At 71.0% G+C, this 24,284-nt stretch carries 23 protein-coding genes; 10 read left to right on the top strand and 13 right to left on the bottom strand.

Features of this window, described 5'->3' with window-relative positions:
• Window positions 1-28 precede the first annotated feature (28 nt).
• Complete coding sequence (gene merB / locus DL991_RS17255; RefSeq protein WP_125785338.1) at window positions 29-706, top strand: organomercurial lyase; 678 nt, start codon at window positions 29-31, stop codon at window positions 704-706.
• On the opposite strand, the gene DL991_RS17250 is transcribed toward merB, so the two are convergent.
• Both DL991_RS17250 and DL991_RS17245 read right to left on the bottom strand, forming a co-directional pair.
• Window positions 703-1,008 carry an AzlD domain-containing protein gene (locus tag DL991_RS17250; protein ID WP_125785337.1) on the bottom strand — a complete coding sequence of 102 codons (306 nt, stop codon included), beginning with the start codon at window positions 1,006-1,008 and terminating at the stop codon, window positions 703-705. The genes merB and DL991_RS17250 overlap by 4 nt on opposite strands.
• Complete coding sequence (locus DL991_RS17245) at window positions 1,005-1,682, bottom strand: AzlC family ABC transporter permease (protein WP_233598881.1); 678 nt, start codon at window positions 1,680-1,682, stop codon at window positions 1,005-1,007. The genes DL991_RS17250 and DL991_RS17245 overlap by 4 nt, the downstream gene beginning before the upstream one ends.
• 47 nt (window positions 1,683-1,729) lie before the next feature.
• On the opposite strand from DL991_RS17245, the gene DL991_RS17240 reads away from it, so the two are divergent.
• The 5 genes from DL991_RS17240 to DL991_RS17220 all read left to right on the top strand — a co-directional run bounded on the left by DL991_RS17240 (window position 1,730) and on the right by DL991_RS17220 (window position 6,687).
• Window positions 1,730-2,278: a CGNR zinc finger domain-containing protein gene (locus tag DL991_RS17240; protein WP_125785336.1), complete on the top strand. Its 549-nt coding sequence runs from the start codon at window positions 1,730-1,732 to the stop codon at window positions 2,276-2,278.
• A gap of 134 nt (window positions 2,279-2,412) precedes the next feature.
• Window positions 2,413-3,504: a polyprenyl synthetase family protein gene (locus DL991_RS17235; RefSeq protein WP_125785335.1), complete on the top strand. Its 1,092-nt coding sequence runs from the start codon at window positions 2,413-2,415 to the stop codon at window positions 3,502-3,504.
• Window positions 3,504-4,979 carry a phytoene desaturase family protein gene (gene crtI / locus DL991_RS17230; RefSeq protein ID WP_125785334.1) on the top strand — a complete coding sequence of 492 codons (1,476 nt, stop codon included), beginning with the start codon at window positions 3,504-3,506 and terminating at the stop codon, window positions 4,977-4,979. The genes DL991_RS17235 and crtI overlap by 1 nt, the downstream gene beginning before the upstream one ends.
• Entirely contained in the window at window positions 4,976-5,905 is a 930-nt protein-coding gene (locus DL991_RS17225; protein WP_125785333.1) for a phytoene/squalene synthase family protein, read from the top strand. The genes crtI and DL991_RS17225 overlap by 4 nt, the downstream gene beginning before the upstream one ends.
• On the top strand, window positions 5,902-6,687 hold the full coding sequence (locus DL991_RS17220; RefSeq protein WP_125785332.1) for an LLM class F420-dependent oxidoreductase: 786 nt from the start codon (window positions 5,902-5,904) through the stop codon (window positions 6,685-6,687). The genes DL991_RS17225 and DL991_RS17220 overlap by 4 nt, the downstream gene beginning before the upstream one ends.
• Before the next feature lie 62 nt (window positions 6,688-6,749).
• Here DL991_RS17220 and DL991_RS17215 read toward each other — a convergent pair whose 3' ends face one another.
• Complete coding sequence (locus DL991_RS17215; protein WP_125785331.1) at window positions 6,750-7,310, bottom strand: CGNR zinc finger domain-containing protein; 561 nt, start codon at window positions 7,308-7,310, stop codon at window positions 6,750-6,752.
• A 22-nt stretch (window positions 7,311-7,332) separates the two neighbouring features.
• Here DL991_RS17215 and DL991_RS17210 point away from each other — a divergent pair, with 22 nt between their 5' ends.
• Window positions 7,333-8,499 carry an MFS transporter gene (locus DL991_RS17210; RefSeq protein WP_125785330.1) on the top strand — a complete coding sequence of 389 codons (1,167 nt, stop codon included), beginning with the start codon at window positions 7,333-7,335 and terminating at the stop codon, window positions 8,497-8,499.
• Here DL991_RS17210 and DL991_RS17205 read toward each other — a convergent pair.
• A complete protein-coding gene (locus DL991_RS17205; RefSeq protein ID WP_125785329.1) occupies window positions 8,468-8,836 on the bottom strand; it encodes an Rv2175c family DNA-binding protein in 369 nt (122 codons plus the stop codon). The two genes, DL991_RS17210 and DL991_RS17205, sit on opposite strands and share 32 nt — an antisense overlap.
• 184 nt (window positions 8,837-9,020) lie before the next feature.
• Here DL991_RS17205 and pknB point away from each other — a divergent pair, with 184 nt between their 5' ends.
• Window positions 9,021-11,084: a Stk1 family PASTA domain-containing Ser/Thr kinase gene (gene pknB, locus DL991_RS17200; protein WP_125785328.1), complete on the top strand. Its 2,064-nt coding sequence runs from the start codon at window positions 9,021-9,023 to the stop codon at window positions 11,082-11,084.
• Window positions 11,085-11,214: 130 nt separating this feature from the next.
• Window positions 11,215-12,006 (top strand): hypothetical protein, encoded by a 792-nt coding sequence (locus tag DL991_RS17195; protein WP_125785327.1) that lies wholly within the window; start codon window positions 11,215-11,217, stop codon window positions 12,004-12,006.
• Window positions 12,007-12,144: 138 nt separating this feature from the next.
• Here DL991_RS17195 and DL991_RS17190 read toward each other — a convergent pair whose 3' ends face one another.
• Window positions 12,145-12,978, bottom strand: coding sequence for an NAD(P)H-binding protein (locus tag DL991_RS17190; protein ID WP_125785326.1), 834 nt, complete (start codon window positions 12,976-12,978; stop codon window positions 12,145-12,147).
• A gap of 95 nt (window positions 12,979-13,073) precedes the next feature.
• Here DL991_RS17190 and DL991_RS17185 point away from each other — a divergent pair, with 95 nt between their 5' ends.
• Complete coding sequence (locus DL991_RS17185) at window positions 13,074-13,823, top strand: TetR/AcrR family transcriptional regulator (RefSeq protein WP_125785325.1); 750 nt, start codon at window positions 13,074-13,076, stop codon at window positions 13,821-13,823.
• A gap of 71 nt (window positions 13,824-13,894) precedes the next feature.
• Here DL991_RS17185 and DL991_RS17180 read toward each other — a convergent pair whose 3' ends face one another.
• From DL991_RS17180 to DL991_RS17145, 8 genes are read right to left on the bottom strand one after another with little or no spacing between them, the layout of a single operon-like run.
• Window positions 13,895-14,704, bottom strand: coding sequence for a cell division protein FtsQ/DivIB (locus DL991_RS17180; protein ID WP_125785324.1), 810 nt, complete (start codon window positions 14,702-14,704; stop codon window positions 13,895-13,897).
• Window positions 14,705-14,706: 2 nt separating this feature from the next.
• The gene (gene murC, locus DL991_RS17175; RefSeq protein WP_125785323.1) at window positions 14,707-16,131 is read right to left on the bottom strand and encodes a UDP-N-acetylmuramate--L-alanine ligase; all 1,425 of its coding nucleotides are present in this window, start codon (window positions 16,129-16,131) and stop codon (window positions 14,707-14,709) included.
• Window positions 16,124-17,251, bottom strand: coding sequence for an undecaprenyldiphospho-muramoylpentapeptide beta-N-acetylglucosaminyltransferase (gene murG / locus DL991_RS17170; RefSeq protein WP_125785322.1), 1,128 nt, complete (start codon window positions 17,249-17,251; stop codon window positions 16,124-16,126). The genes murC and murG overlap by 8 nt, the downstream gene beginning before the upstream one ends.
• Window positions 17,248-18,726 carry a putative lipid II flippase FtsW gene (gene ftsW, locus DL991_RS17165; protein ID WP_125785321.1) on the bottom strand — a complete coding sequence of 493 codons (1,479 nt, stop codon included), beginning with the start codon at window positions 18,724-18,726 and terminating at the stop codon, window positions 17,248-17,250. The genes murG and ftsW overlap by 4 nt, the downstream gene beginning before the upstream one ends.
• Window positions 18,713-20,116 carry a UDP-N-acetylmuramoyl-L-alanine--D-glutamate ligase gene (murD, locus tag DL991_RS17160; protein ID WP_125785320.1) on the bottom strand — a complete coding sequence of 468 codons (1,404 nt, stop codon included), beginning with the start codon at window positions 20,114-20,116 and terminating at the stop codon, window positions 18,713-18,715. Before murD ends, ftsW begins: the two co-directional genes overlap by 14 nt.
• Window positions 20,117-20,119: 3 nt before the next feature.
• Window positions 20,120-21,205, bottom strand: a complete 1,086-nt coding sequence (mraY, locus tag DL991_RS17155; protein ID WP_125785319.1) for a phospho-N-acetylmuramoyl-pentapeptide-transferase — start codon at window positions 21,203-21,205, stop codon at window positions 20,120-20,122.
• Window positions 21,202-22,734 carry a UDP-N-acetylmuramoyl-tripeptide--D-alanyl-D-alanine ligase gene (gene murF / locus DL991_RS17150; protein WP_125785318.1) on the bottom strand — a complete coding sequence of 511 codons (1,533 nt, stop codon included), beginning with the start codon at window positions 22,732-22,734 and terminating at the stop codon, window positions 21,202-21,204. Before murF ends, mraY begins: the two co-directional genes overlap by 4 nt.
• Window positions 22,731-24,239, bottom strand: coding sequence for a UDP-N-acetylmuramoyl-L-alanyl-D-glutamate--2,6-diaminopimelate ligase (locus tag DL991_RS17145; RefSeq protein WP_125785512.1), 1,509 nt, complete (start codon window positions 24,237-24,239; stop codon window positions 22,731-22,733). The genes murF and DL991_RS17145 overlap by 4 nt, the downstream gene beginning before the upstream one ends.
• Between the last annotated feature and the right edge of the window lie 45 nt (window positions 24,240-24,284).

Raw genomic sequence — 24,284 nt, 5'->3', positions numbered from 1 at the left:
GACTCGGTGACGAGCACAGGGAGCCGCCATGAGCGCCGAAACCGACACCAGCTGGGACGAGGACGTCCGCGTCGCGGTCTACCGCGCGTTCGCCGAGCACGGGAGGCCGCCGACGGCGCCGGAACTGGCCGACGCCGCCCACGGATCGCTCGCGGTGGCGAAACAGGCGCTGCACCGGCTCGCGGAGCGGCGGCACCTCGTGCTCGACGACTGCGAGCACGTCGTGATGGCGCATCCGTTCGCGGCGATCCCGCTGGGTTTCTCGGTGATGGGTGAGCGGACGCTGTGGTGGGGCGGCTGCGCGTGGGACGCGTTCGCGATCCCGCATCTGGTCAAGGCCGAACCCGAGGTGCTGGTGTCCACGCGCTGCCGGGGCTGCGGCGAACCGCGGGCCCTGCTCGTGAACGACCAGGTGCCACCGAAGGGCGATCTGGTCGCGCATTTCCTCGTCCCGGCGGCCCGGATGTGGGACGACGTGGTGCACACCTGCGGGAACCAGCGCCTGTTCTGCGGCGAGTCCTGTGTGGACGCTTGGCTGGCGGAAACGGGGCAGGACAAGGGCTACGTCATGGACCTCGCGACGTTGTGGCGGCTCGCGGCAGGCTGGTACGACGGCAGGCTCGACCACGGCTACACCCGCCGGGATCCGGCCGCCGCGGCCGCGTACTTCGAACAGGCCGGGCTGAGCGGACCGTTCTGGGCCTAGGCCAGGAACCGGAGCGCCGCGGTGACGACGACCCCGCAGAGGATCGCGGCGAGCACCGGGACGCGCAGCAGGTAGGTCACCGCGATCGCGGCCAGTCCCGCGCACAGCGTCCAGTCGACCGCGGACCAGGCCGGACCGGTCACGTCGGTCAGCACCAGACCGGCCAGCAGCGCGGGCGCCAGCAACGCGATCACGCCTGCCGAACGCGGCGGCAGCGTCCGGTCGCCGAGCAGGACCGGGCCCGCCGCCTTGAACCCGATGCTGACCAGCGCGACGGCGACGATGGCGATCCAGAGCGTCATCGCCGCGTCCCCAGGCCCAGCAGCGCGGCGGCCGACGCGCCGATCAGCGCGAGCCCGACCGGGACGAACAGCACCAAGATCCCGGCAAGGCAAGCGGCGAGCGCCGCGGTCCGGACCGCCTCGCGGGAACGGCGCAGTTCGTCGATGAGCAGGACCAGGAAGAAACCGGGGAACACGATGTCGAGCCCGAACCGCGCGACGACGTCCGGCGGCGGCGCGGCGAGGACGCCGAGCACCGTCCCCAACACCCATGCGGGCAACTGGACAAGGGTGCAGCCGATGAGTTTTTCGCGATCGAAACGCCCTTCGCCGAGGTGCGCGGCCACCCACGAACCGTCGACGACGGCCTGGCCCTCCCACGCGCGGCGCAGTCGTCCTCCGCGCAGATCCGCGGCGACGGCGGCGCCCATCGGCAGGAACCGGGCGTTGATCAGGGCCGCGGCACCGACCGCGACGGCGATGTTGCCGCCGCCCGCGAGCGCGGTGGCCATCGCGAACTGGGCCGAGCCGGAGAACACGAGGATCGACGCGGCGATCGGGGCCGCGATCCCCCAGCCCAGAGTCTGGCTGTACGCGCCGAAGGTGACGCCGAGGACGAAGGTCGCGACACCCAGCCCGAGCCCGACACGGGCGCCGGCCAGGTAGTTCCGCCGGCGCGTCGACATCTCCGCCATGACCCGAGCCTAACAAGCTAAACTAACTTTGACCATTAGGAGGATTCGTGGGCGGCCACTGGGACGGGTACGACAGCATCGGCGGGAGCGTGCCGTTGGACCTGGTCAACACCGTTTCCTGGCGCCGCGATCCGGCGCGGCGGGAAGACCGTCTTTCGACCCCGGAACGGCTGTCCGAGTGGGTCGTCCTGGTCGGTGCGAACACCGAACGGCTGGAGATCTCCGAGGCCGTCCTGGAGACGGTGAAGGCCTTCCGCGAGACGCTGTACCGCGTGCTCGTGTCGGATCCGCCGGACGTCACGGCGCTGCGAAAGCCCCTGATCGAGGCATACCGGCACGCCTCGCTCCCCCGGTCCTTGCCGCTGCGCTGGGTGGTGCCGCTGGAGAGCGACGGCGCGCTGCCGCACTTCCTCGCGCTGGCGGCCGAGGACCTGCTCCGGACCGGGGATCTGGAGCGGATCCGGGAGTGCGAGGGGCCCGGCTGCGGCTGGGTCTTCACCGACCACACGCGCAACCGGTCGCGGCGCTGGTGCAGTTCGTCGGACTGCGGCAACCGGGCGCGGGCGAAACGGCACTACGACAAGACCCGCAATTAGTCACCTACTTGCGGTAGTCGGTAGCACGAGGACCGCAAGTAGGTGACGAATCGCAACGACGGGCCACGTCTCGTTCGCCACATTCCACGGCACCCGACTGGGTCATGAAGACGTCCTTCCCGGAGGATGTGCGCATGGACACGTCCGCCTACGACGCCGATCTGCCCGCCAACGTCGAGCGGGCCCTGGCCGGATTCCTCGAGCGCGCCGGTGCCGAAATCCGCCGCACCGAACCGGTCGTCGGGGTCGGGATCGACGCGCTGGCCGGATTCGTGCTGGGCGGCGGCAAACGGCTGCGCCCGACGTTCGCCTGGTGGGGCTGGCGCGGCGCCGGCGGCGATCCGGCGGGGCCGGACGTCGAAGGGGTGCTGCAGGCGGTGGCGAGCCTGGAGCTGATCCAGGCGTGTGCGCTGATCCACGACGACCTCATCGACTCCTCCGATTCGCGCCGCGGTTCACCGACCGTGCACATCGCGGGCGCGAAGCTCCACGCCGACAGCGGCTGGCTGGGTTCGCCGAGCACCTTCGGGCTCGCGACCGCCGTCCTGGTCGGTGACCTCGCGCTGGCCTGGGCCGACGACATGTTCGGCGAGGCACCGCTTCCGCCCGCCGTCCTCGCGGCGGCACGGCCGGCGTGGCGCGCGATGCGCACCGAAGTACTCGCCGGGCAGTACCTCGACGTCCGCACGCAGGCCACCGGCGACGCCACCCCCGAGGCGGCACTGCACATCTGCAAGCTCAAGACAGCCGCGTACACCGTCCAGCGCCCGCTGCACCTCGGTGCCGCGCTCGGCGGCGCCGACGACGCCCTGATCGCGACGCTGCGCGAGTTCGGCGACGACGTCGGCGTGGCGTTCCAGCTGCGGGACGACCTGCTCGGCGTGTTCGGCGACCCGTCGGTCACCGGCAAACCCGCGGGCGACGACCTGCGTGAGGGCAAGCGGACGCTGCTGGTCGCGCTGGGTCTCCAGCGCGCGGCCGAGCAGGGCAAGGACGCGGCGGCGAAGATCATCTCCGACGCCATCGGCGACGCCCACCTGTCCGAAGACGCCGTCGAGACCGTGCGCGAAGCACTGCGGGACGTCGGCGCGGTCGACGCGGTGGAACGCCGCATCGACGAGCTCACCGACTCCGCGATGGCGGCGCTCGACCGCGCCCACCTGGCCGAGCCCGCTCCCGCCGCGCTGACCGGGCTGGTCGTCAAGGCGACCCAGCGGACGTACTGATGCGCACTGTCACCGGTCCGAGTGACCACGTGGTGGTGATCGGTGGCGGGCTCGCCGGGCTGTCGGCGACGCTGCACCTGCTCGGCGCCGGCCGCCGGGTGACCCTGCTGGAGCAGGACAAAAGCCCCGGGGGCCGGGCGGGGCAGGCGGATTTCGGCGGCAACACCGTCGACACCGGCGCCAGTGTGCTGACCATGCCCGAACTGCTCGACGAGGCCTTTTCCGCGATCGGCGAATCCCTTTCGGACAACCTGACGCTGACGCGCCTCGACCCGGCCTACCGCGCGAAGTTCGCCGACGGCAGCACGATCGCCGTGCACACCGAGGCGGCGGCGATGGAGGCCGAGATCCGCGCGGCCGCCGGTCCCGCCGAAGCCGAGGGCTACCGCCGGTTGCGGCGCTGGCTGACCGAGCTGTACGCGGTGCAGAAGGACCATTTCATCGGCGCGAACTTCGACTCGCCGCTCGATCTCGTACGCCCGGAGCTGGCGAAGCTGGCCGCACTGGGCGGTTTCGGACGGCTGGGCCCGAAGATCGGCGGATTCCTGCGCGACGACCGCGTGCGCCGCCTGTTCTCCTTCCAGGCCCTCTACGCGGGACTCGATCCGGCGCGCGCGATCGGCGCGTACGGCGTCATCTCCTACATGGACACCGTCGGCGGGGTCTACTACCCGGCGGGCGGGATGGGTGAGATCGCGCGAGCGATGGCGAACGCGGCCGGACGCGCCGGCGCGGAAGTGCGGTTCGGCACCGAAGCCGCTTGGCTGGAAAGGGTTTCCTCGCGGGTGCGCGCGGTACGGACCCGCTCGGGCGAGCGGATCCCTTGCGACACCGTGGTTCTCGCGACCGAGCTCGGTACCGCGTACCGGCTGCTCGGCGCCCGTCCCCGTCGGCCGCTGCCGCTGCGGTACTCGCCGTCGGCCGTCGTGCTCCACGGGCACGCGCCGAAAACGTGGCCGGACTTGGGCCACCACACCATCTTCTTCGGCCACGCCTGGGAAAAGACGTTCTCGGAGATCATCCGCGAAGGCAAGCTGATGAGCGACCCGTCGCTGCTGGTGACCCGGCCGACGGCGACCGAACCGGGACTGGCCCCCGGCGGCGATCAGGTGATCTCGGTGCTCGCCCCGGCGCCGAACCTGCGCCGCGGCAAGATCGACTGGCGCCGGGTCGGCCCCGCCTATCGTGAGGAACTCCTGCGTACGCTGGAAAAGCGCGGCCTGACCGGATTCGCGGACGGCTTCACCGTCGACGAGACGATCACCCCGGCGGGCTGGGCGGAACGCGGGCTCACCGCGGGCACCCCGTTCTCGCTCGCGCACACCTTCGCCCAGACCGGCCCGTTCCGGCCGGGGAACCTCATACGAGCGGCGGAAAACGTCGTACTGGCGGGCTGCGGGACCACACCCGGCGTCGGCATCCCACCGGTGGTGATCTCCGGCAGGCTGGCGGCGGGAAGGGTCACCGGCCGATGAACGAACTCGACGCCGCGGGCATCACCGGCCCGGCGTTGCGGGCCGCGTACACCGAATGCCGGCGCATCAACGCGCACCACGGCCGCACCTTCTTCCTCGCGACCCGGCTGCTGCCGCCACGGACGCGGCCGTTCGCGCACGCGCTGTACGGCTTCGCGCGGATGGCGGACGAACTGGTCGACAATCCCGCGCCCGGCACCGATCCCGCGGCCGCGCTGGACGAGGTCGCCGTCATGGTCGCGCGGATCTTCGACGGTGAAACACCGGCCGATCCGGTCCTGACCGCGCTCGCCGACACCGTGCGCCGCCACGACCTGGACCGCGAGTTGTTCGACGCGTTCCTGCGGTCCATGGCGATGGACCTCAAGATCACCGAGTACGCGACCTACGCCGACCTCCAGGGGTACGTCCACGGTTCGGCCGAGGTGATCGGCCTGCAGATGCTGCCCGTCTTCGGCACCGTCGTCCCGGTCGCGGAAGCCGAACCCGGCGCCGCCGCGCTGGGCGAGGCGTTCCAGCTGACCAACTTCCTGCGCGACATCGGCGAGGACCTCGACCGCGGGAGGCTGTACCTGCCCACCAGGGAACTCGCCGCGTTCGGCGTCGACCGCGAACTGCTCGAATGGTCCCGTGCGCGCGGGCTGCCCGACCGGCGGGTGCGGCGAGCGCTCGCGGTCGCGGTGGCGCGCAACCGGGCGGTGTACCGCCGCGCCGAAGCGGGCATCCCGTTGCTGCGCGAGGAATCCCGCGACTGCGTGCGGACCGCCCTCGTCCTCTACGAAGGCATTCTGGACGAGATCGAGGCCCTCGGTCACGACGTGCTGAACACCCGCGCGGTCGTCCCTCGCCGCCGTCGGCTGAAAGTCGCGCTGCCGAGGATACTGGCGAGCGCGTGGAGCAACTCCAGGCTTAGGGTGCGAACATGACCACTGCTTCGAACAGGAAGATCCGGATCGGCGTCCAGCTGCAGCCGCAGCACGCCGAGTACAAGGCGATCCGCCGGGCGGCTTCGGAGGCCGAAGACCTCGGTGTGGACATCGTGTTCAACTGGGACCATTTCTACCCGCTCTACGGTGAGCCCGAGGGTCTGCACTACGAGTGCTGGACCATGCTGGGCGCCTGGGCGGAGTCCACCTCGCGGGTCGAGATCGGCGCGCTGGTGACGTGCAACAGCTACCGCAACCCCGAACTGCTGGCCGACATGGCCCGCACCGTCGACAACATCTCCGACGGACGGCTGATCCTCGGCATCGGCTCCGGCTGGTTCGAGAAGGACTACGACGAGTACGGCTACGAGTTCGGCACCGCGGGCGGGCGGCTCGACAACCTCGCCGAGGCGCTCCCTCGGATCGAGAGCAGGCTGGGCAAGCTGAACCCGCAGCCGGTCCGGGACATCCCGGTGCTGATCGGTGGCGGCGGCGAGAAGAAGACGCTGCGCCTGGTCGCGAAGCACGCCGACATCTGGCACGGCTTCGGCGACCCGGAGGTCGTCGAGCGCAAGGTCAAGATCCTCGACCAGCACTGCGCCGACGTCGGCCGGGACCCGAAGGAGATCGAGCGTTCGGTCGCCGTCGAAGGCGAGCCCGAGGAGCTGGGCCCGAAGCTGCTGGAGCTGGGCGTCTCGCTGTTCACCGTCGCGACCGGCGGGCCGGACTACAACCTCGACAAGCTGCGGTCCTGGATCGCTTGGCGGGACAAGCAGGGCTGAGTCCCGCTTCCCGCGCGCAATGAAGGACGCTTTCATAGCAAAATTTGCTATGAAAGCGTCCTTCATTGCATCGCAGGCGACTTGCGACGGTGCGCAGCGACCCGCTCCCGAGTCGCGCACCGCGTCGAGCAGTACCGCCGCGGGCTCCCCCCACCCAAATGCGCGAACGGCTTCCCACAGCCCGAAGCCGCGCACAGCCCACCCGGCGGCGCCTGACGGTCCGAAAGCAACACCGCCAACGCCAGCGCGGACGACGTCACCAGCCACGCGCCCCACGGCCCGTCGTCGTCGGCGTCCACGTGCAGATGCCAGCCGAACCCGTCGGCGTGATCGGTCAGCCGCGGCGGATGCGCGTAGCGAGCCAGCAGCCGGTTGAGTACCTCGGCCGCCTCTCCCGCATCCCGCGCCGCGAATACCTCTCGCAACTCCGCGGCCGCTTCGCGCAGCGAAGCCACATCCGAAGGCGCCATGTCGACCGAGGTCTCGCCGTGCGCCTCCAGAACGGCGCGAACCGACGCGACCGAGGGGTCCGGCGCGAGCAGGACCGCCAGCAGATCCACCGCGCGCTGCGCCGCCGCCCGCGCCGAACGGCCGGGCAGGAAATCCCGCTGCGCTGAAGTCATACCCCACTGTAACGTCTCGCTCATGAGAGGCCGTTACAGTCTCGCCGTCTATTTGACCGGCGCGACGGTCGCCAGGACCGGGGACGAACTGTCCGGACCGGCGTTGCTCCTGCTCGGCATGAGCGTCGACGGCTCGGCCGCCACCGGGTCCGCGCTGCTCGCGGGTCTGACGGTCTCCGCGGCGGCGGGAGGGCCACTGCTCGGGGCGCTGCTCGACCGGAGTCCACAGCCGGGACGGCTGCTGGCGTGGGCGCTGCTCGCCTACGCGGGCGGACTCGGCGCGGTACTCGCGCTGGTCGAACTCCCGGCGGCGATCGCGGTCGCCGTCGCGGTGGGGCTGCTCAACCCCGCTTTGGCGGGCGGCTGGACGGCGCAGCTGCCGAACGTCCGCGGCATGACACCGCTGGCGAGGGCGAGCACCCTGGACGCGATGACGTTCACCGCCGCGAGCCTCGCCGGGCCGGGGCTCGCCGGGCTCGTGGCCGCGTACGCCGGCGCTCCGGCCGCGGTCGCCGTCGCGATCACGCTGGTCGCCGCCGCCTTCCCCGCCGCATGGTCGCTCCCCGCGGCCGAAGCGAAGCCCGCGACACCGATCCGCCGTCAACTCGCCGACGGGTTCACGGTCCTCTTCCGCAACCGCGCGCTGCTGCGGGCCACCTCGACGTCCACGGTGTCCTTCGTCGGCATCGGGGTCGCCGTGGTCTGCTATCCGCTGCTCGGCGCCCAACGGCTGGGCAATCCGGGCTTCGGCGCGCTTCTGCTCACCGTGCTGGCCGCCGCGTCACTGGTCGCGAACGCCGTACTGGCCCGCAGGCCACCGCCACCGGACGGCACCGTGCTCGCCAGCACCGTCCTGCTGGGCGCGAGTTTCCTGCTCGCGGCGACAGGGCACGACGCGGTGACCCTGCTGGCCGCCGCCGCGCTCGCCGGATTCGCCGAAGGACCGCAACTTTCGGCGCTTTTCGCCATCCGGCATCGCGAAACGCCCGCGCGAGTGCGGGCTCAGGTTTTCACGACGGCGGCGAGCGTGAAGATCACCGGACTCGCGGCGGGTGCGGCGGCCGCGGGACCGTTGAGCGCACTCTCCGTGACCATGGCGATGAGTGCCGCGGCGGGGTGTCAGCTTCTCGCGGCCGCGACGTATGCGCTGGTCAGAACTAGAACGCCATCGCCTGCGCGCGCCGCTTGACCTCGGTGCCGTGGCTGGTGCGAAGCGCGTTGACCGGGGTGGCCCCGGGCAGGGTCTCGTCCGCGGCGAAAAGCCAGCGCAGCATCTCCGTCCGGCTGAAACCGGAGTCCGCGAGCACGGTGATGGTGCCCGCCAGGCCCTTGACCACGCCGTCCTTCACCAGGAACGCGCCAGGGACGTACAGCTCGCCCTTGCGCCGGACGGCGATCAGATGGCCGTCGCGCAGCATCTGGCGGACCTTGTTGGCCGAAACGTTCAGCGCGGTCGCGACCTCCGACAGCGGAAGAACGGCCACATCTGCGTCAAGAACGTCGTCGGCGACGGGAATCCCACTCACAGGTGACACTGTGCCACATTCCGTCTCCCGCTCCGCTAGTACGCATGGGTGACGGCCCGGCCATGACGGAGAGTGCGCGCCTCGTCACGTATACCGCCGATTCGACGAAATGACGGAAATCGTGATCCTCGGCGCGCCAGGTCCCGTACACCACAACATGGGTACTTCCGTACGATCCATAGCCGTGACACGCACGGATCCCACTCTGGTGGGCACTCTGCTCGAGGGCCGCTACCGGGTGGACAAGCTGCTCGCACGCGGTGGGATGTCGTCGGTGTACCGCGGCGTCGACACCCGCCTGGACCGCCAGGTCGCCATCAAGATCATGGACCCGCGGTTCGCCGACGACCGGTCCTTCGTCGAACGCTTCGAGCGGGAAGCCCGCTCGGCGGCGCGTCTGCACCACCCGCACGTGGTGGCGGTGCACGACCAGGGTTTCGACACCCCCGGCGGCGAGGAGTCCGGCCGTGCCTTCCTGGTCATGGAACTCGTCGACGGCGGGACCCTGCGTGAACTGCTCGCCGAACGCGGCCCGCTGGACGTCGCGCTCGCGCTGAGCATCACCGAACCGGTGCTCTCCGCGCTGGCCGCGGCGCACGCCGCCGGTCTGGTGCACCGTGACGTCAAACCGGAGAACGTGCTCGTCGGCCGCGGCGGCACGGCGCTTTCGGGCGGCGTGGTCAAGGTGGCCGACTTCGGCCTGGTCCGCGCGATCGCCAGCGCGGGCACCACCAGTTCGAGCGTCATCCTCGGCACCGTCGCCTACGTTTCACCCGAACAGGTCGCCACCGGCGCGACCACCTCGCGCGGCGACGTCTACTCGGCCGGGATCCTGCTGTACGAAATGCTCACCGGACGCCCGCCGTACACCGGCGACACCGCCCTTTCGGTGGCGTACCGGCACGTCAACGACGACGTCCCGCGCCCGAGCGAACTGCGTCCCGGCATCCCGCCGCAGCTGGACGAGCTGATCCTGCGCGCCACGCGCCGCGATCCCGAGCAACGCCCGGCCGACGCCGCGGCCTTCCTCGCCGAGCTGAACCATCTGCGCACCGTCCTCGGCGTCCCGGCGGTCCCGGTGCCCGTGCCGCTGCCCGCGGACGCCGACCGCGAGACCGACGCCGAACGCACCACTCCCGGCATCCCGGCCGTCCCGGCGGCCCCGGTGGCGAACCCGGCCATGGCGACGACGGTGCTGGCCCCGGTCGCCGAGGCGACCATGCCGGTAACCGGCCCGCGCGGAACGCAGGCGCTGCTCCGTGAACCGCCGCCGCCCGCCGCCCAGCCGCCCCGCACGCCGCCCCCTCGGCCACAGCCGGCCGCGGACGACGAGCAGCCGGGTTCGCGCAAACGCCTCTACGTCATGATCGCCGCGGCGGTGCTGGTTCTCGGCGGCCTGATCGGCGCGTTCGCCTTCATCCTCAACGACACAGGGCCGAGCTCGTCGTCGGTGCCGAAGCTGGCCGGGATGAACCAGGCCGCCGCCGGTGACGCGCTCCGGTCGGCGAAACTGACCCCTGCCTACACCGAGGAGTACAGCGACACCGCCGCCCAGCACACGGTGATCCGGTCCGACCCCGCCGCGGGCACGTCGCTCGCGCCGGGCGCCACGGTCAACGTCGTGCTGTCGAAGGGCCGTCCGATCGTGCCGGACATCCAGGCCGGGACGAGTCAGCAGGACGCCGAGACGGCGATCAAGGCCGCGCAGCTGACCCCGGTCCAGGGCGAACAGGAGTACAGCGACGTCGCCAAGAACAAGGTGGTCCGCGTCGACCCGGGCCCCGGCTCGCAGCTGAACATCGGCGGGCAGGTCACGATCATCGTGTCGAAGGGCCCCGAACCGCTGCCGCCGGTCCCCGATGTCACTGGCCAGAGCAAGGACGCCGCCTTCCAGATCCTGCAGCAGGCGGGCTTCCAGCCGTTCCAGGCAGGCGAGGAGTTCTCCGACCAGTTCGCCGCCGGTCAGGTGATCCGCACCGACCCGAAGGGCGGTGAGAAGGCGAGCAACCGCCGGATCGGGGTGTTCGTTTCGAACGCCGTCGAAGTGCCGAACGTGACCTTCAAGCGGATGGAGGAGGCGATCCAGATCCTGAAACAGGCGGGTCTGGAACCCGACCGTGAGGGTCGCGGAAACGGCAACGGTCACGGCGGCGGAAACGGCGGTTTCGACTTCGTCCTGCAGCAGGATCCGTCGCCGGGCACCAAGGTGCCGAAGGGCACGAAAGTGAAGCTCAAGGGCTTCGGGTGACGCGAAAGGTGCGTTGAAACCGTTCAGTACCGGCATGGTCATCGGATACCGTGAAGCGCATGGTGGTCGTTGACGGCGTGAGCGGCAGGTCGGACAGGTTCACCCCGCGTTCTGCCGCGCCCGGTCCACGATGAGCTTCTTCACCGACGGTCCGCGCAGCCGCCCCCTGTTCCCGGTGCCGGAACAGGAACTGTTCGGCTACAACGGCCGCCCCTGGGTGGAGACGCCGCACGAGTACATCGTGCCGGCGATCCTGCCCTGGTCGATGCCGCTTGGCCGCGCAGAGCGGACCATCGTGGCGCTGCGCGGCATCGAGGTGTGGCCGGAGTCGGTGTCGTTCCAGCTGTCGGTGTACTCGCGGGATCTCCTGCTTGACGAACCCGGCGAAGGCCTCATCGACCACCGCCGGGTCCCGGACTACAACGCACTGCTGGTCGGGGTGCTCTTCCCCGACGGCAGGCGGGCAAGTTCGGAGACCATCTCCGTGCCGTCGGCCACCAAACCGGATCAGCCGGTGCTGCGCGCACAGGGGCTGGGCGGTTCGGCCTTCCACGTCGACCACGAGATCTTCCTGTGGCCGCTGCCACCCGACGGGCCGCTGGAGTTCGTCGTCCAGTGGCTCGACCGCGATATCGAGGAGACGCACACCGCGCTCGACGGCACCGCGATCCGCGACGCCGCCAAGGAGGCAGGCGAGATCTGGCCCGGCCTGCCCGCCAGGGAGGCGCACGGTCTGCCGTTCCGCCGGGTCGGGGCGCAGGCGATGATCACCCCCGCCTGGCCCCGCGAGTCGCAGGCCCCGCCTCCGCTGCCCCAGCCGCAACGGCCCGCCCCGCCGCCCGCCGAGGCTCCTGCTCCGGCGGCGGATCAGCCGCGACGCGGTGCGCCGCTGCCGACCCGCCTCCCCCGCCGGGCTCGCTGAGCACCGGTAACTCGTATCTCGCGTGATCCTGGCCGTAACTCGCGTGATTGAAGCCGTAACTCGAGAGTTACGCCTTCAATCACGCGAGTTACGCCTCCAATCACGCGAGTTACGGGTTCGATCACGCGAGTGACGGGTTCAGCGGAACGCTTCGACGTTCGCCACCGCCCACTCCGCGTAGGTGACGCCGGGCCGTCCGGTGAGTTCCTGGACGACGCCCGTCGGCTTGTCGGGGTTTTCGGTGAAGTACGCGAAGCCGTCGAGCAGCCACTCGGCGATCTCCACCGGGACGCCGGCGGCGGCCCACTGCTTGTTCGCCTCTTCCCGGGTGAGCTCGTGGAAGGCGACGTCCTCTCCGAGCGCGGCCGAAATGGCGGCGACCTGCTCGCGCTGGCTGATCGCCTCCGGGCCGCTCAGCGTGTGCTTCTTGCCGACGTGCCCCTCGGTCAGGATGACGTGCGCGGCGACGGCGGCGATGTCCGCGAGGTCGATCGGCGTCATCCGGGATTCGGGGTATGCCTCGCGGACCACGCGCTCGGTCTTGATCGTCTCCGCCCAGCCGAGGGTGTTGTTCATGAACGCGCCCGGCCGCAGGAAGGTCCAGTCGAAGTCCGCCTCCCGGACCGCCTTCTCGATGATCGCGTAGTCCACGCCGCTCGAGTTCTCCTCCGGGTCGTCGGCGTTGCTGCCCGACAGCGCCACCACCCTGCGCACTCCGGCCTCCTTCGCCAGCTTCACGAAGTCGTCCACCTTGGCCGCCAGCGGCGCCAAGTACACGGTCTCGATGCCCTTGAGCGCTTCCGGCAGCGTCTCCGGCTTGCCCAGGTAGCCCTTGGCGATCTCCACCTGCTCCGGCAGTGCCGCCTTCGCCGGGTTGACGGTCAGCGCCCGCACCGGCGCTCCGGCGCTCACCAGCTCGTCGACGAGCAGCCTGCCGACGCTTCCGGTCGCACCGGTCACCAGGATCGTCACGATTCCCCACTCCTTTTCGTACGTCCTACGAGATAAGTTTAACCGTACCGCATACGAGAATGTAGAATCCAGCTTCACGGCCGAGTGGAGTGTGGATGGACTTCGAGCGCAGCCTCGAACTGTTGTGGCGTGACCGCGGCGAAGCCCGGCAGCCGACCAGGGGGCGGAAGCCGAAACTGACCCTCGACCAGGTGATCGCCACCGCCGTCGCGCTCGCCGACGGCGCGGGCGAGGCGACCGTCTCGATGAACCGGATCGCCAAGGAACTCGGCGCGGGCACGATGACGCTCTACACCTACGTCCCCGGCAAGACCGAACTGCTCGACCTCATGGTGGATTCGGTACTCGCCGAACGAGACCTCCCCGGCCCCGGCGCCCCCCGGCCGGACGGCTGGCGCGAGCAGGTGCGGCTCTACGCCGACCGCACCCTGGCCGTGTTCCGCGCGCATCCGTGGCTGCGCTCGACGTCGATGGTGCGGCCGGTGCTCGGCCCCGGGCTGATGGCGGGTCAGGAGTACCTGATCGCGGCGGTGTCGGACATCGGGCTGACGCCGCGCAAGGCGGCCGCGGCCGCGAACAGCATCGAGATCTACGTGCAGGCCAACGCGACGCTTTTCGCCGAGACCGCGCAGGTCGAACAGGAGACCGGGCAGTCGACCGACGCCTGGTGGGGGCAGCGGTCGGTGTTCTGGGAGAAGTACTTCGACGTGGAACGGCATCCGGCGATGACGCGGATCTGGGAAAGCGGCGGTTACGACGCGGACACCTGCGAAGCCGCCGACGAGACCTTCGCTTTCGGCCTGGAGCGCCTGCTGGACGGCATCGAAGCCCTCGTCACCCGCTGACCGTCCCGCAATTCGTCACCTACTTGCGGCAGTTCGCCGTGCCAACTATCGCAAGTAGGTGACGAATTGCGTCAGGAGACCGTCGGCAGATCGGGTGCCGAGACGTCGTAGACCTTGCCCTCACGCGTGAGCAGGGCGGCGAGGACCTTCGCCTTGCGTTCGGTGTCGGCCGAGGTCCCCCACCGCACGGTCTTCCCGTCGGCCAGCGCGAACTCGACGCTGCCGGGGGTCTTCGCCGTCGCGGTGGTGACCTGCTTGAGCAACTGCTGCGGGATCACGCCGAGGACGCCGGTGACCGCGCGGGTCACCGGGTCGTCGGCCGACACCGACGGCAGCTTGAGTTCGGGCAGCCCGGCGGGCCGCTCCTTGACGGTCTTGAACACCACTCCCCCGCCGTCGACGAGGTGGATGCCGTCGCCGCCGGGTCCGCTGTCGAAGAAGGCGATCGCGGCGCGTTCGGTCACGGTGATCTCGATGGTGCTCGGCCACGACCGGGAGACGTCGACGGTGGCGATGCCGGGCATCTGCGCCACCTGGTCGCGGATGTCGTCGGTGTCCAGGCGCAGCATCGGTTTCTGGTCCGGCACCGCCGCCGCGGCGCGGATCTGTTCCGCGGGCACGGAGCTCGCCCCGACGACGTCGACCTGCCGCACGCCCAGCATCGAGCTGAACCACAGCAGGTACACGAGGGCGGCGACGGTCAGCACCGAAAGCAGCGCGACCCAGCGCCGTCGCATCTCCTTGTGCCTGGCCGGTCGGGTGGTGCGGCGGCGGTCGTACACGGACCGCCTGCCGCGCCGGGCCTTGACGCGTCGAGCGTGTTCGGTGCGCGGACGCCGACCGGGTTCGGCCGGGCGGCGGCGTTCCCCGGTCTGCGTCATGGCTAGCCTGCCCGCCGGTCCAGTTCGGCCAGGATCTCCGGGCCGAGCTGCGTGACGTCGCCGGCGCCCATGGTCACCAGCAGGTCGCCAGGTTCGACCAGATCCGCCGCGAGTTTCGCCGCGACGTCGAACGCGGGCTGGTAGTGCACGGGGACACCGGAGATCTGGTCGGCGATGAGCGCGCCGCTCACGCCGGGCTCCGGCTTCTCACGCGCCCCGAAGACGTCCAGCACGACGACCTCGTCGGCCAGGGACAGCGCGGCCGCGAACTCCTTCGAGAACGTCTTCGTGCGCGAGTACAGGTGTGGCTGGAAGACCACGACGACCCGGCCCGAACCGGCGGCCGTCCGCACCGCGCGCAACTGCGCGTCGACCTCGGTCGGGTGGTGCGCGTAGTCGTCGTACACGCGGACGTCGCCGGAGCGGCCCTTGAACTCGAACCGTCGCCGGACGCCACCGAACGCGGCGAGCCCTTCGGCGAGCCCTTCGACCGGCGCGCCGAGTTCGATCCCGGCCAGCAGCGCGGCGATCGCGTTCAGCGCCATGTGCTCGCCCGGCACCGCGACCCGCAGGACGATTTCCTCGCCCCGCAAGGAGATCCGGACGACGCCGCCGTCGGGGGCGGGCGCGTAGTCCAGCACCTTGGCGTCGTCGGCGCCGGTGACGGAACGCCCGTATCGGCGGACACGGATGCCCTGCGCCGACGCCCGCGCGCCCAGCTCCGAGGCGCCCTCGTCGTCACCGCAGACGATGAGCAGCCCGTCCGGCACGATCCGGCCGAGGAACTCGGTGAACACCGAGACGTAGGCCTCGGCCGTGCCGTGGTGGTCCAGGTGGTCCGGCTCGACGTTGGTCACCACGGCGACCGAAGGCGAGTAGGCCAGGAACGACCCGTCGCTCTCGTCGGCCTCGGCGACGAAGACGCCGCCCTCGCCGTGGTGCGCGTTGGCGCCCGACTCGTTGAGGTCGCCGCCGATGGCGAACGACGGGTCGAGCCGGCACTGCTGCAGCGCGACGGTCAGCATCGACGTCGTCGACGTCTTGCCGTGTGTCCCGGCGATGCAGGCGACCCGGTGGTCCTCCATCAGCCCGGCCAGCGCCTCCGCGCGGTGCAGCACGGTGATCCCGCGTTCCCGCGCGGCCGCCAGTTCCGGGTTGGACTCCTTGATCGCGGTCGACACGATCACCGCGGACGGGCCTTCGGGGAAGGCGTCGAGGTTCTCGGCGCGCTGCCCGACGGCGATCTCGGCGCCCTGGGCACGCAGCGAAAGGAACGCGCGCGACTCCTTGGCGTCGGATCCGGAGACCTGCGCGCCGCGGGCCAGCAGGATTCGCGCGATACCGCTCATCCCGGCGCCGCCGATCCCGATCAGATGGGCACGCCTGAGCGTTTCGGGCAGCTTTTGATCAAACCCAGTGTCAGGCACCTGCGGCCTCCAGCACGATCTTGGCAAGGGTCTCGTCGGCCTCACGGTGGCCGAGGCCGACCGCAGCCGCACTCATCTTCGCGACCCTGTCGGCGTCGGACACCAGCGGGATCACCAGCTCCGCGACCTTGGCGGGGGTGAGGTCGGCGTCGGCGACCAGCAGACCGGCGCCCGCGTCGACCGCGGGCCGGGCGTTGACCGCCTGCTCGCCGTTGCCGTACGGCAGCGGGACGAACACCGCGGGCAGGCCGACGGCCGAGACCTCGGCGACGGTCATCGCGCCGGAGCGGCACAGCACCGCGTCGGCGGCGGCGTAGGCCAGGTCCATCCGTTCCAGGTACGGCACCGGGACGTACGCGGGCTTTCCGGGGAACTCCTGGACGACCAGCGTGTTCTTCGGCCCGTGGGCGTGCAGGACGCCGACACCGGCGTCCGCGAACTCCTTGGCGGCGCCGGAAACGGCGGCGTTGATCGACACCGCGCCCTGCGAACCGCCGAAGACCAGCAGCGTCGGGGCGTCGGGGTCGAGCCCGAAGTGCTCACGGGCTTCGGCGCGCAGCGCGGCCCTGTCGAGCGACGTGATGGAGCGGCGCAGCGGGATGCCGATGACCTCGGCCTTCGCCAGCGGGGTCCCCGGGACGGCGACCGCGACGCGGACGGCGAACCGCGCGCCGACCTTGTTCGCCAGGCCCGGCTTCTCGTTGGCCTCGTGCACCACGATCGGCGTGCGGCCGCGCGCGGCGAGGTACGCCGGAAGCGCGACGTACCCGCCGAAGCCGACGACGACGTCCGCGCCGACCCGGTCGAGGACCTCACGGGTGCGCTTGACCGCGTCGCGGACCTTCAGCGGCATCTTCAGCAGTTCGGGCGTGGGCTTGCGTGGCATCGGCACCGGCGGGATCAGCTCCAGCTGGTAGCCGCGCGCCGGGACGAGCTTGTTCTCCAGCCCGCGCTCGGTTCCCAGCGCGATCACCTTCGCGTCGGGACGCAGGCGCATCACCGCGTCCGCGAGGGCGAGCGCCGGTTCGATATGCCCTGCGGTGCCGCCACCGGCGACCACGACCACCGGCGCCTTGCCGGCGACCTCGGCTGCTGCGTCGGCTCTGACGGGGTTGTTCACCTATGACCTCTCCGATTTGCGGTACCCCGTTTCGCGGTACCGCGGTTCGCCGCCGTTCGCGCGGCCGTCCTCCTGCCGGGTTCCCGCACCGAACGGCGCCGTTCCTGTGCGGGCGAAGGCCTCGCCGTCCTCGGCGCGGGCCTCGCCGCCTTGGCGGCGCCTCCCCTGCCCACGGCGCCCTTGCGTTTGGCGGGCGGTCGGTACGGCTCGGGCGCGGGAAGCCTCAGCAGGCGTCCGAATTTACCTGGCCCCTGCGAGCGCAGTGCGGCCACCGCCTCCGGTTCGTGCCGGGCGGCGTTGGCGAGGATCCCCATGATGAGCATGGTGATCACCAGCGACGTCCCGCCGTAGGAGATCAACGGCAGCGTCACCCCGGTGACCGGCAGCAGGCCGACGACGTAACCGATGTTGATGCCCGCCTGCGCGACCAGGAAGACGGTCAGCGTGCCGGACACGATCCGGATCCACGGGTCGAGGTTGCGGGTGGCGATCCGCAGGCCGACGATGGCGACCCCGGCGAACAGCCCGAGCACCACCACGCAGCCGACGAAGCCGAGTTCCTCGCCGATCAGGGCGAAGATGAAGTCGTTCTGCACATTCGGCAGGTAGCCCCAGTTGGACTGGCCCTGGCCGAGGCCCTTGCCGAGGAACCCGCCATCGGCGAGCGCGAGTTTCGCCTGGTTGGCCTGGAAGCCGTCGGCGCTGGTGTCCGGGTCGCCGGAGACGAACGACATGACCCGCGCCAGCCGGTACGGGGCGATGATCGCCAGCACCAGGATCCCGGCGAGGCCACCCGCGAGGATGACCCCGAACAGTCGTTTCGGCGCGCCCGCGAACCACAGCAGGGCCATCAGCACGACCGCGAGGGTGATCGTGCCGCCGAGGTCGGGCTGCATCATGACCAGCGCGAACATCAGCAGCGCGATCGGCACGACCGGGACGAGCAGATGCCGCCACTGGTTGATGATGTTGTACTTGATCACCAGGATGTGCGCACCCCAGAAGGCCAGCGCGACCTTCGCCGCCTCGACCGGCTGGAAGGCGAAGCCCCCGAGCCGGAACCAGCCCTGCGAGCCGTTGACCTCGGAGCCGAGCGGGGTCAGCACCAGTACGAGCAGCCCGAGGCACACCACGGTCGCCGTCGCCGAAAGCCGCCGGACGCGTTCCAGCGGCACCCGCAGCCCGACCCAGAACACCACCGCGCCGATCCCGACGAACATGAGGTGCTTGCTGAACTGGGCGTACACGCCGGTGCCGGTCTTGGGGTTGTACGAGGCGACCGACGAGGCGGACAGCACCATCACGATGCCGATCACGGTCAGCACGCCGGTGAGCGCCAGCACCAGGTGGAAGGAGGCGAGTGGCCGCGAAAGCCACGCCGTCAGCGCGGTCCGGAAGGCGACGAACGGGCTTTCCTTGCGTTCACGGCGCTTGCGGGGCGCGGACTCGCGCTTTCTCTCCTCAACCGCCGTCACTGGTCTCCCCCGCACCGTCGCGCAGGACACGGACCGCACGCGCGAACGCGTCGCCGCGCGCGCCGTAGCTCGTGAACATGTCCAACGACGCCGCGGCGGGGGCCAGCAGCACCACATCTCCGGGCCGCGCCAGGGCGCGGGCCGCCTTCACCGCCGCAGTCATGGGGTCATCGTCACCCGGAAGGAGGCTGTTGACCGGGACATCCGGCGCGTGTCGCGCAACAGCGGCGGCGATCACGGGTGAATCCACGCCGAACAGCACGACTCCGCGCAACCTGCCGGCGATCGAGCCGACGAGCTCCTCCACGGAAGTGCCCTTGAGCTGGCCACCGGCGATCCAGACGACGGAAAGGTGCGCGCGCAGGGAGCCGCTCGCGGCGTGCGGATTGGTCGCCTTGGAGTCGTTGATGTACCGGACGCCGTCGATCTCGGCGATCTCCTCGGCCCGGTGCGGGGCGGGCCGGTACTCGCGCAGGCCCTTGGCGACGTCCTCACCGCTGACGCCGTACGCGCGGGCCAGCGCGGCGGCGGCGAGCGCGTTGGACACGTTGTGCGGCCCGGCGGGGCGCACGTCGGCCAGTGTGCCGAGCTCGTCGGCGCTGGTCGCCGGGTCGGCGACGAAGGCGCGGTCGACCAGCAGGTCTTCCACGATCCCGAGTTCGCCGGGACGCGGGGTGTCCATCCCGAAGGCGACCCGGCGGGCGTCCGCGGGCGCGTGCTCGTCGGCGAGCCGGACCGACCACTCTTCGTGCAAGTTGTGCACCACGGTCCGGGAGTGGGTGTGGACCCGCCCCTTCGCGGCCGCGTACTCCTCCATCGAGCCATGCCAGTCGAGGTGGTCCTCGGCCAGGTTCAGCACCACCGAGGCGTGCGGGGCCAGCGTGGACGACCAATGCAGCTGGTAGCTCGACAACTCGACGGCGAGCACCTCGTGCCCGGCACGCACCGCGTCGAGCACCGCGAAGCCGACGTTTCCGCAGGCCACGGCGTCGATCCCGGCGGCGCGCAGGATCGATTCCAGCATCCCGACAGTGGTGGTCTTGCCGTTGGTCCCGGTGATCGCGAGCCACACCGGCGGCTTGTCGCGCAGCTGCCCGACGCGCCAGGCCAGCTCGACGTCGCCGATCACCTCGACCCCCGCCTCGGCCGCCGCCACCAGCAACGGCGAAGACGGCTTCCAGCCGGGACTGGTCACGACCAGCTCGACACCTTCGGGCGGCACCGCGAGACCAGGCACCAGTTCGGCGCCGAGACCTTCGAGTTCCGCCAGGCGTCCGGCGTCGCCGTCGGTGACGGTGACCCGCGCGCCCTGGTCCAGCAGGACCGGGACGGCGGATTTGCCGGTGACCCCGGCTCCGGCGACGAGGACGTGACGACCGGCCAGTTCCACCGCTTATCCTCCGAGACCGAGTTGCTCGCTGTAGAACAGCCCGAGACCGAACATGCAGCAGACGGCCGAGAGCAGCCAGAACCGGATGATGACCGTGGTCTCCGCCCAGCCCGCGAGTTCGAAGTGGTGATGGAACGGGGCCATCCGGAACAGCCGCCGCCTGGTCGTGCGGAACACCGCGATCTGCGCGACCACCGAGATCATCTCGACCATGAACAGGCCGCCGATGACGATGGCGAGCAGTTCGGTGCGGGTGGTCATCGACAGACCGGCGACGAGACCGCCGAGGGCCAGCGAACCGGTGTCACCCATGAAGATCTTCGCCGGGGCCGCGTTCCACCAGAGGAACCCGACGCAGGCGCCGGTCGCCGCGGCGGCCACCACGGCCAGGTCCAGCGGGTCACGGACGTCGTAGCAGGCGGCCTGCGGGGTCACCGCGCACGAGAGGCGGGTCTGCCAGAAGGCGATGACGACGTAGGTCGCCAGCACCATCGCCGCGGTGCCGCCGGCGAGGCCGTCGAGGCCGTCGGTGAAGTTCACCGCGTTCGACCAGCCCGAGATGACGATGTAGCAGAAGATCACGAAGAACACCGACGGGAAGGTGATCAGCGCGAGGTCCCGCACGTAGGACAGGCTCTCCGACGCGGGCGTCAGGCCTTCGCCGTTGGGGAATCGCAGCGCCAGTATCGCGAAGACGATCGTGACCACCAGCTGGCCGACCAGTTTCGCGGTCTTGTTCAGCCCGAGGTTGCGCTGCTTGCGGATCTTGATGAAGTCGTCGAGGAACCCGACGAGCCCGAGGCCCACCGCCAGGAAGAGGACAAGCAGCCCCGAGGCGGACGGGCCGCCGGTGCCGTTGCCGCCGCTGAGCGAGCTGATCAGATGCGCCACGAAATACCCGACGACCATCGCGATGATGATCGCGACACCACCCATCGTCGGGGTACCGCGTTTGGATTTGTGTCCCTGCGGCCCTTCCTCCCGGATCTCCTGGCCGAAGCCCTGCCGGGAGAACACCCGGATCAGATAGGGAGTGAGGAGGATGGAGACCAGCAGGCCCGCCGCGGCCGCGATCAGGATGCTGATCACGCGTCACCACCGTTCGAGCGTTCGTGAGAGGGGGAAGTGGGTACTACAGGGGTTTCGACGATCGTTCCGGGGGAGGCGAGCACGGCATCGGCCACCCGCCACAGCGCGGCGGCTTTGGAGGCCTTCACCAGCACCACGTCCCCCGCGCGGAGCTGATCATGCAGCAGGGCGATGGCGGCCTCGACGTCGGGTACCAGTACCGACTCCTCGCCCCAGGAGCCCTCCTGCTGGGCACCCTGATGCGTGGCCGCGGCGGCCTGGCCGATGACCACGAGCTTGTCGATGTTGAGCCGGACGACGAGCCTGCCGATGCCGTCGTGCGCCGCGACCGAGTTCTCGCCGAGGTCGCCCATCACGCCGAGCACGGCCCAGGAACGGCGGTTCGCGCTCATCGACGCGAGCGCCTTGAGGGCGGCCCGCATCGACTCGGGGCTGGCGTTGAACGAGTCGTTGAGCACCGTGACGCCGTCGGCCCGGGTGGTGACCTCCATGCGGCGGTCCGAGCGCCGCTCGAGGCTCGACAGACGGGCCGCGACCTCCTCGACCGTCGAGCCCATTTCCAGCGCCACGGCGGCCGCGCTGAGCGCGTTGCCGACGTGGTGTTCGCCGTAGAGCGGCAGTTTCACCGGCGCTTCGCCGTCCGGGGTGACCAGGCGGAACGACGCGCGCGCTTCCCCGTCGAGGGTGATGTCGACGGCACGGACCTGCGCGGACGCGCTCTCGCCGACGAAAACCACCCGCGCGGTCGTCCGGCTCGCCATCGCCGCGACGTACGGGTCGTCGAGGTTCAGGACCGCGACACCGCCGTCCGCCGCGCTCGGCAGCGCCTCCACGAGCTCGCCCTTGCCCTTGGCGATGCCCTCGCGGGAACCGAACTCGCCGACGTGGGCGGTGCCGACGTTGAGCACGACGCCGATCCGCGGCGGCGCGATGGCCGCCAGTTCGGCGATGTGGCCGGGCCCGCGGGCGGACAGCTCCAGCACTAGCTGCCGGGTCGAGGCGTCGGCCCGCAGCGCCGTCCAGGGGTGGCCCAGCTCGTTGTTGAACGATCCCGGCGGCGCCACCGTCGGGCCGAGCGGCTCCAGCAGCTGGGCGATGATGTCCTTGGTCGAGGTCTTGCCCGACGAGCCGGTGACCCCGACGACGGTCAGGTGGTCGCCGGCAAGCTTCTGGACCACGTGCCGGGCGAGCTTGGCGAGCGCGGCCAGCACCGCGGCGCCCGCTCCGTCCTTGTCCGAGACCAGCGCGAACGCCCGTTCGTGCGTGGCACCGGCGGCGGGCGGCGGCACGATCACGGCCGGGGCGTCGACCTCACGGGCCGCGAGCACCGCGACAGCGCCGGACTCGACTGCCCGCGCGGCGAAGTCATGGCCGTCGACCTTCGCCCCGGGCAGCGCGACGAACAGACCGCCGGGCGTGATCTCGCGGGTGTCGAATTCGACGCTTCCGGTGACCTCGGCGGTCCCGTCGGTCCGATGCAGCCTGCCGCCGACGATGGCGGCGATCTCGGCCAGGCTGAGCACGATCACTCTGTCTCCAGACGTCTGCGGATGGCGGAGGCCAGCTCTTCCCGGTCGGAGAACGGGTGCACGACACCCTGGACCTCCTGGCCGGTCTCGTGGCCCTTGCCCGCGATGAGCACGATGTCACCGGGCTGGGCGAGCGCGACCGCGTGCACGATGGCTTCGCGGCGATCGGCGATCTCGACGATCTCGCCGCCCAAGGCGGGCCCGGCGTTGCGGGCACCGGCCAGCATCGCCGCCCGGATCGCGGCCGGATCCTCCGAACGCGGGTTGTCGTCGGTCACGATCAGCACTTCGCTGCGCCGGACCGCCGCCTCGCCCATCATCGGGCGCTTCGCGGTGTCACGGTCCCCGCCGCAGCCGAGGACGGTGATGATCCGGCCCTCGGTGCGGGCGCGCAGCGCGTCGAGCCCCTGCGCCACCGCGGCGGGCTTGTGCGCGTAGTCGACGACGGCGGTGAACGGCTGGCCGAGGTACACCCGCTCCATCCGGCCCGGCACCTCGACCGAGGCGAGCCCGGCGACGATCGCTTCGAGCGGGACACCGGCGGTGGTGAGGATCGCGGCCGCGAGCACGGCGTTCGCCACGTTGAACGCACCCGGCAGGGGGATCATCGCCGACGCGGCGAGCCCGTCGGGGCCGTGGAGGGTGAAGGTCTGCTCCCCCGCCGGGGTGGGGGTCAGGTCGGTGGCGCGCCACAGCGCGTCCGTTCCCGGTTCGGTGGACACGGTCACCGTGTGCGGGGTGAGGAGTGCGTGGCCCCAGGCGCTGTCGACGACGACCACTTCGGCGGTGGAACGGCCGTCGAACAGCAGCGACTTGGCGGCGAAGTACTCCTCCATGTCCTTGTGGAAGTCCAGATGGTCCTGGGAGAGGTTGGTGAAGGCCCCGACCGCGAAGCGCGTGCCGTTGACCCGGCCCAGCGACAGCGCGTGGCTGGAGACCTCCATCGGGACGTGCGTGACCCCGCGCTCCACCATCACCGCGAGGAGGGCCTGCAGATCCGGCGCCTCGGGGGTGGTGAACCCGCTGGCCAGCCGCTCGCCCGCGATCCGGGTCTCGACCGTGCCGATCAGCCCGGTGGTCAACCCCGCCGCCTTGAGCCCGGCGTCGACCAGGTACGACGTCGTGGTCTTGCCCGACGTCCCGGTGATCCCGAGGACGGAAAGCTCCAGCGACGGCTCGCCGTAGATCCAGGCGGCGATCTCGCCGAGGGCGGCACGCGGGTCCGGATGCACCAGGATCGGCACGCCGGCGTCGCGGAGCACCGGGCGCTCGGCACCTGCCTCGTCGGTGAGCACGGCGGCCGCGCCGGCGGCGATGGCCTGGTCGCTGAAGTCCGCGCCGTGGGCACGGGCGCCGGGAAGCGCGGCGAACAGGTCACCGGGGAGGACGTGCTGCGCGCGCAGCGTGCTGCCCGTGACCGTCAGCTCGGCCGCGGACGGATAGTCGTCGTCACCGCCCACCACGAGCCGGGCGCCCGCCCTGGCGAGCAGCGTGCCCAGCGGCATCGGCTCGATCCTTGCCGGACGAGGGGGTGCGGCGACGGCCTTGAC

Source organism: Amycolatopsis sp. WAC 01375 (genome assembly GCF_003947325.1).
GTDB lineage: Bacteria > Actinomycetota > Actinomycetes > Mycobacteriales > Pseudonocardiaceae > Amycolatopsis.
This window is presented reverse-complemented; position numbering and strand designations above follow the sequence as displayed.

Excerpts from the sequence above, each read along its gene's own strand:
- merB (WP_125785338.1), top strand. The coding sequence starts at position 29 with ATGAGCGCCGAAACCGACACCAGCTGGGACGAGGACGTCCGCGTCGCG.
- DL991_RS17250 (WP_125785337.1), bottom strand. The coding sequence starts at position 1,008 with ATGACGCTCTGGATCGCCATCGTCGCCGTCGCGCTGGTCAGCATCGGG.
- DL991_RS17245 (WP_233598881.1), bottom strand. The coding sequence starts at position 1,682 with ATGGCGGAGATGTCGACGCGCCGGCGGAACTACCTGGCCGGCGCCCGT.
- DL991_RS17235 (WP_125785335.1), top strand. The coding sequence starts at position 2,413 with ATGGACACGTCCGCCTACGACGCCGATCTGCCCGCCAACGTCGAGCGG.
- crtI (WP_125785334.1), top strand. The coding sequence starts at position 3,504 with ATGCGCACTGTCACCGGTCCGAGTGACCACGTGGTGGTGATCGGTGGC.
- DL991_RS17225 (WP_125785333.1), top strand. The coding sequence starts at position 4,976 with ATGAACGAACTCGACGCCGCGGGCATCACCGGCCCGGCGTTGCGGGCC.
- DL991_RS17220 (WP_125785332.1), top strand. The coding sequence starts at position 5,902 with ATGACCACTGCTTCGAACAGGAAGATCCGGATCGGCGTCCAGCTGCAG.
- DL991_RS17215 (WP_125785331.1), bottom strand. The coding sequence starts at position 7,310 with ATGACTTCAGCGCAGCGGGATTTCCTGCCCGGCCGTTCGGCGCGGGCG.
- DL991_RS17210 (WP_125785330.1), top strand. The coding sequence starts at position 7,333 with ATGAGAGGCCGTTACAGTCTCGCCGTCTATTTGACCGGCGCGACGGTC.
- DL991_RS17195 (WP_125785327.1), top strand. The coding sequence starts at position 11,215 with ATGAGCTTCTTCACCGACGGTCCGCGCAGCCGCCCCCTGTTCCCGGTG.
- DL991_RS17185 (WP_125785325.1), top strand. The coding sequence starts at position 13,074 with ATGGACTTCGAGCGCAGCCTCGAACTGTTGTGGCGTGACCGCGGCGAA.
- DL991_RS17180 (WP_125785324.1), bottom strand. The coding sequence starts at position 14,704 with ATGACGCAGACCGGGGAACGCCGCCGCCCGGCCGAACCCGGTCGGCGT.
- DL991_RS17145 (WP_125785512.1), bottom strand. The coding sequence starts at position 24,239 with ATGCCGCTGGGCACGCTGCTCGCCAGGGCGGGCGCCCGGCTCGTGGTG.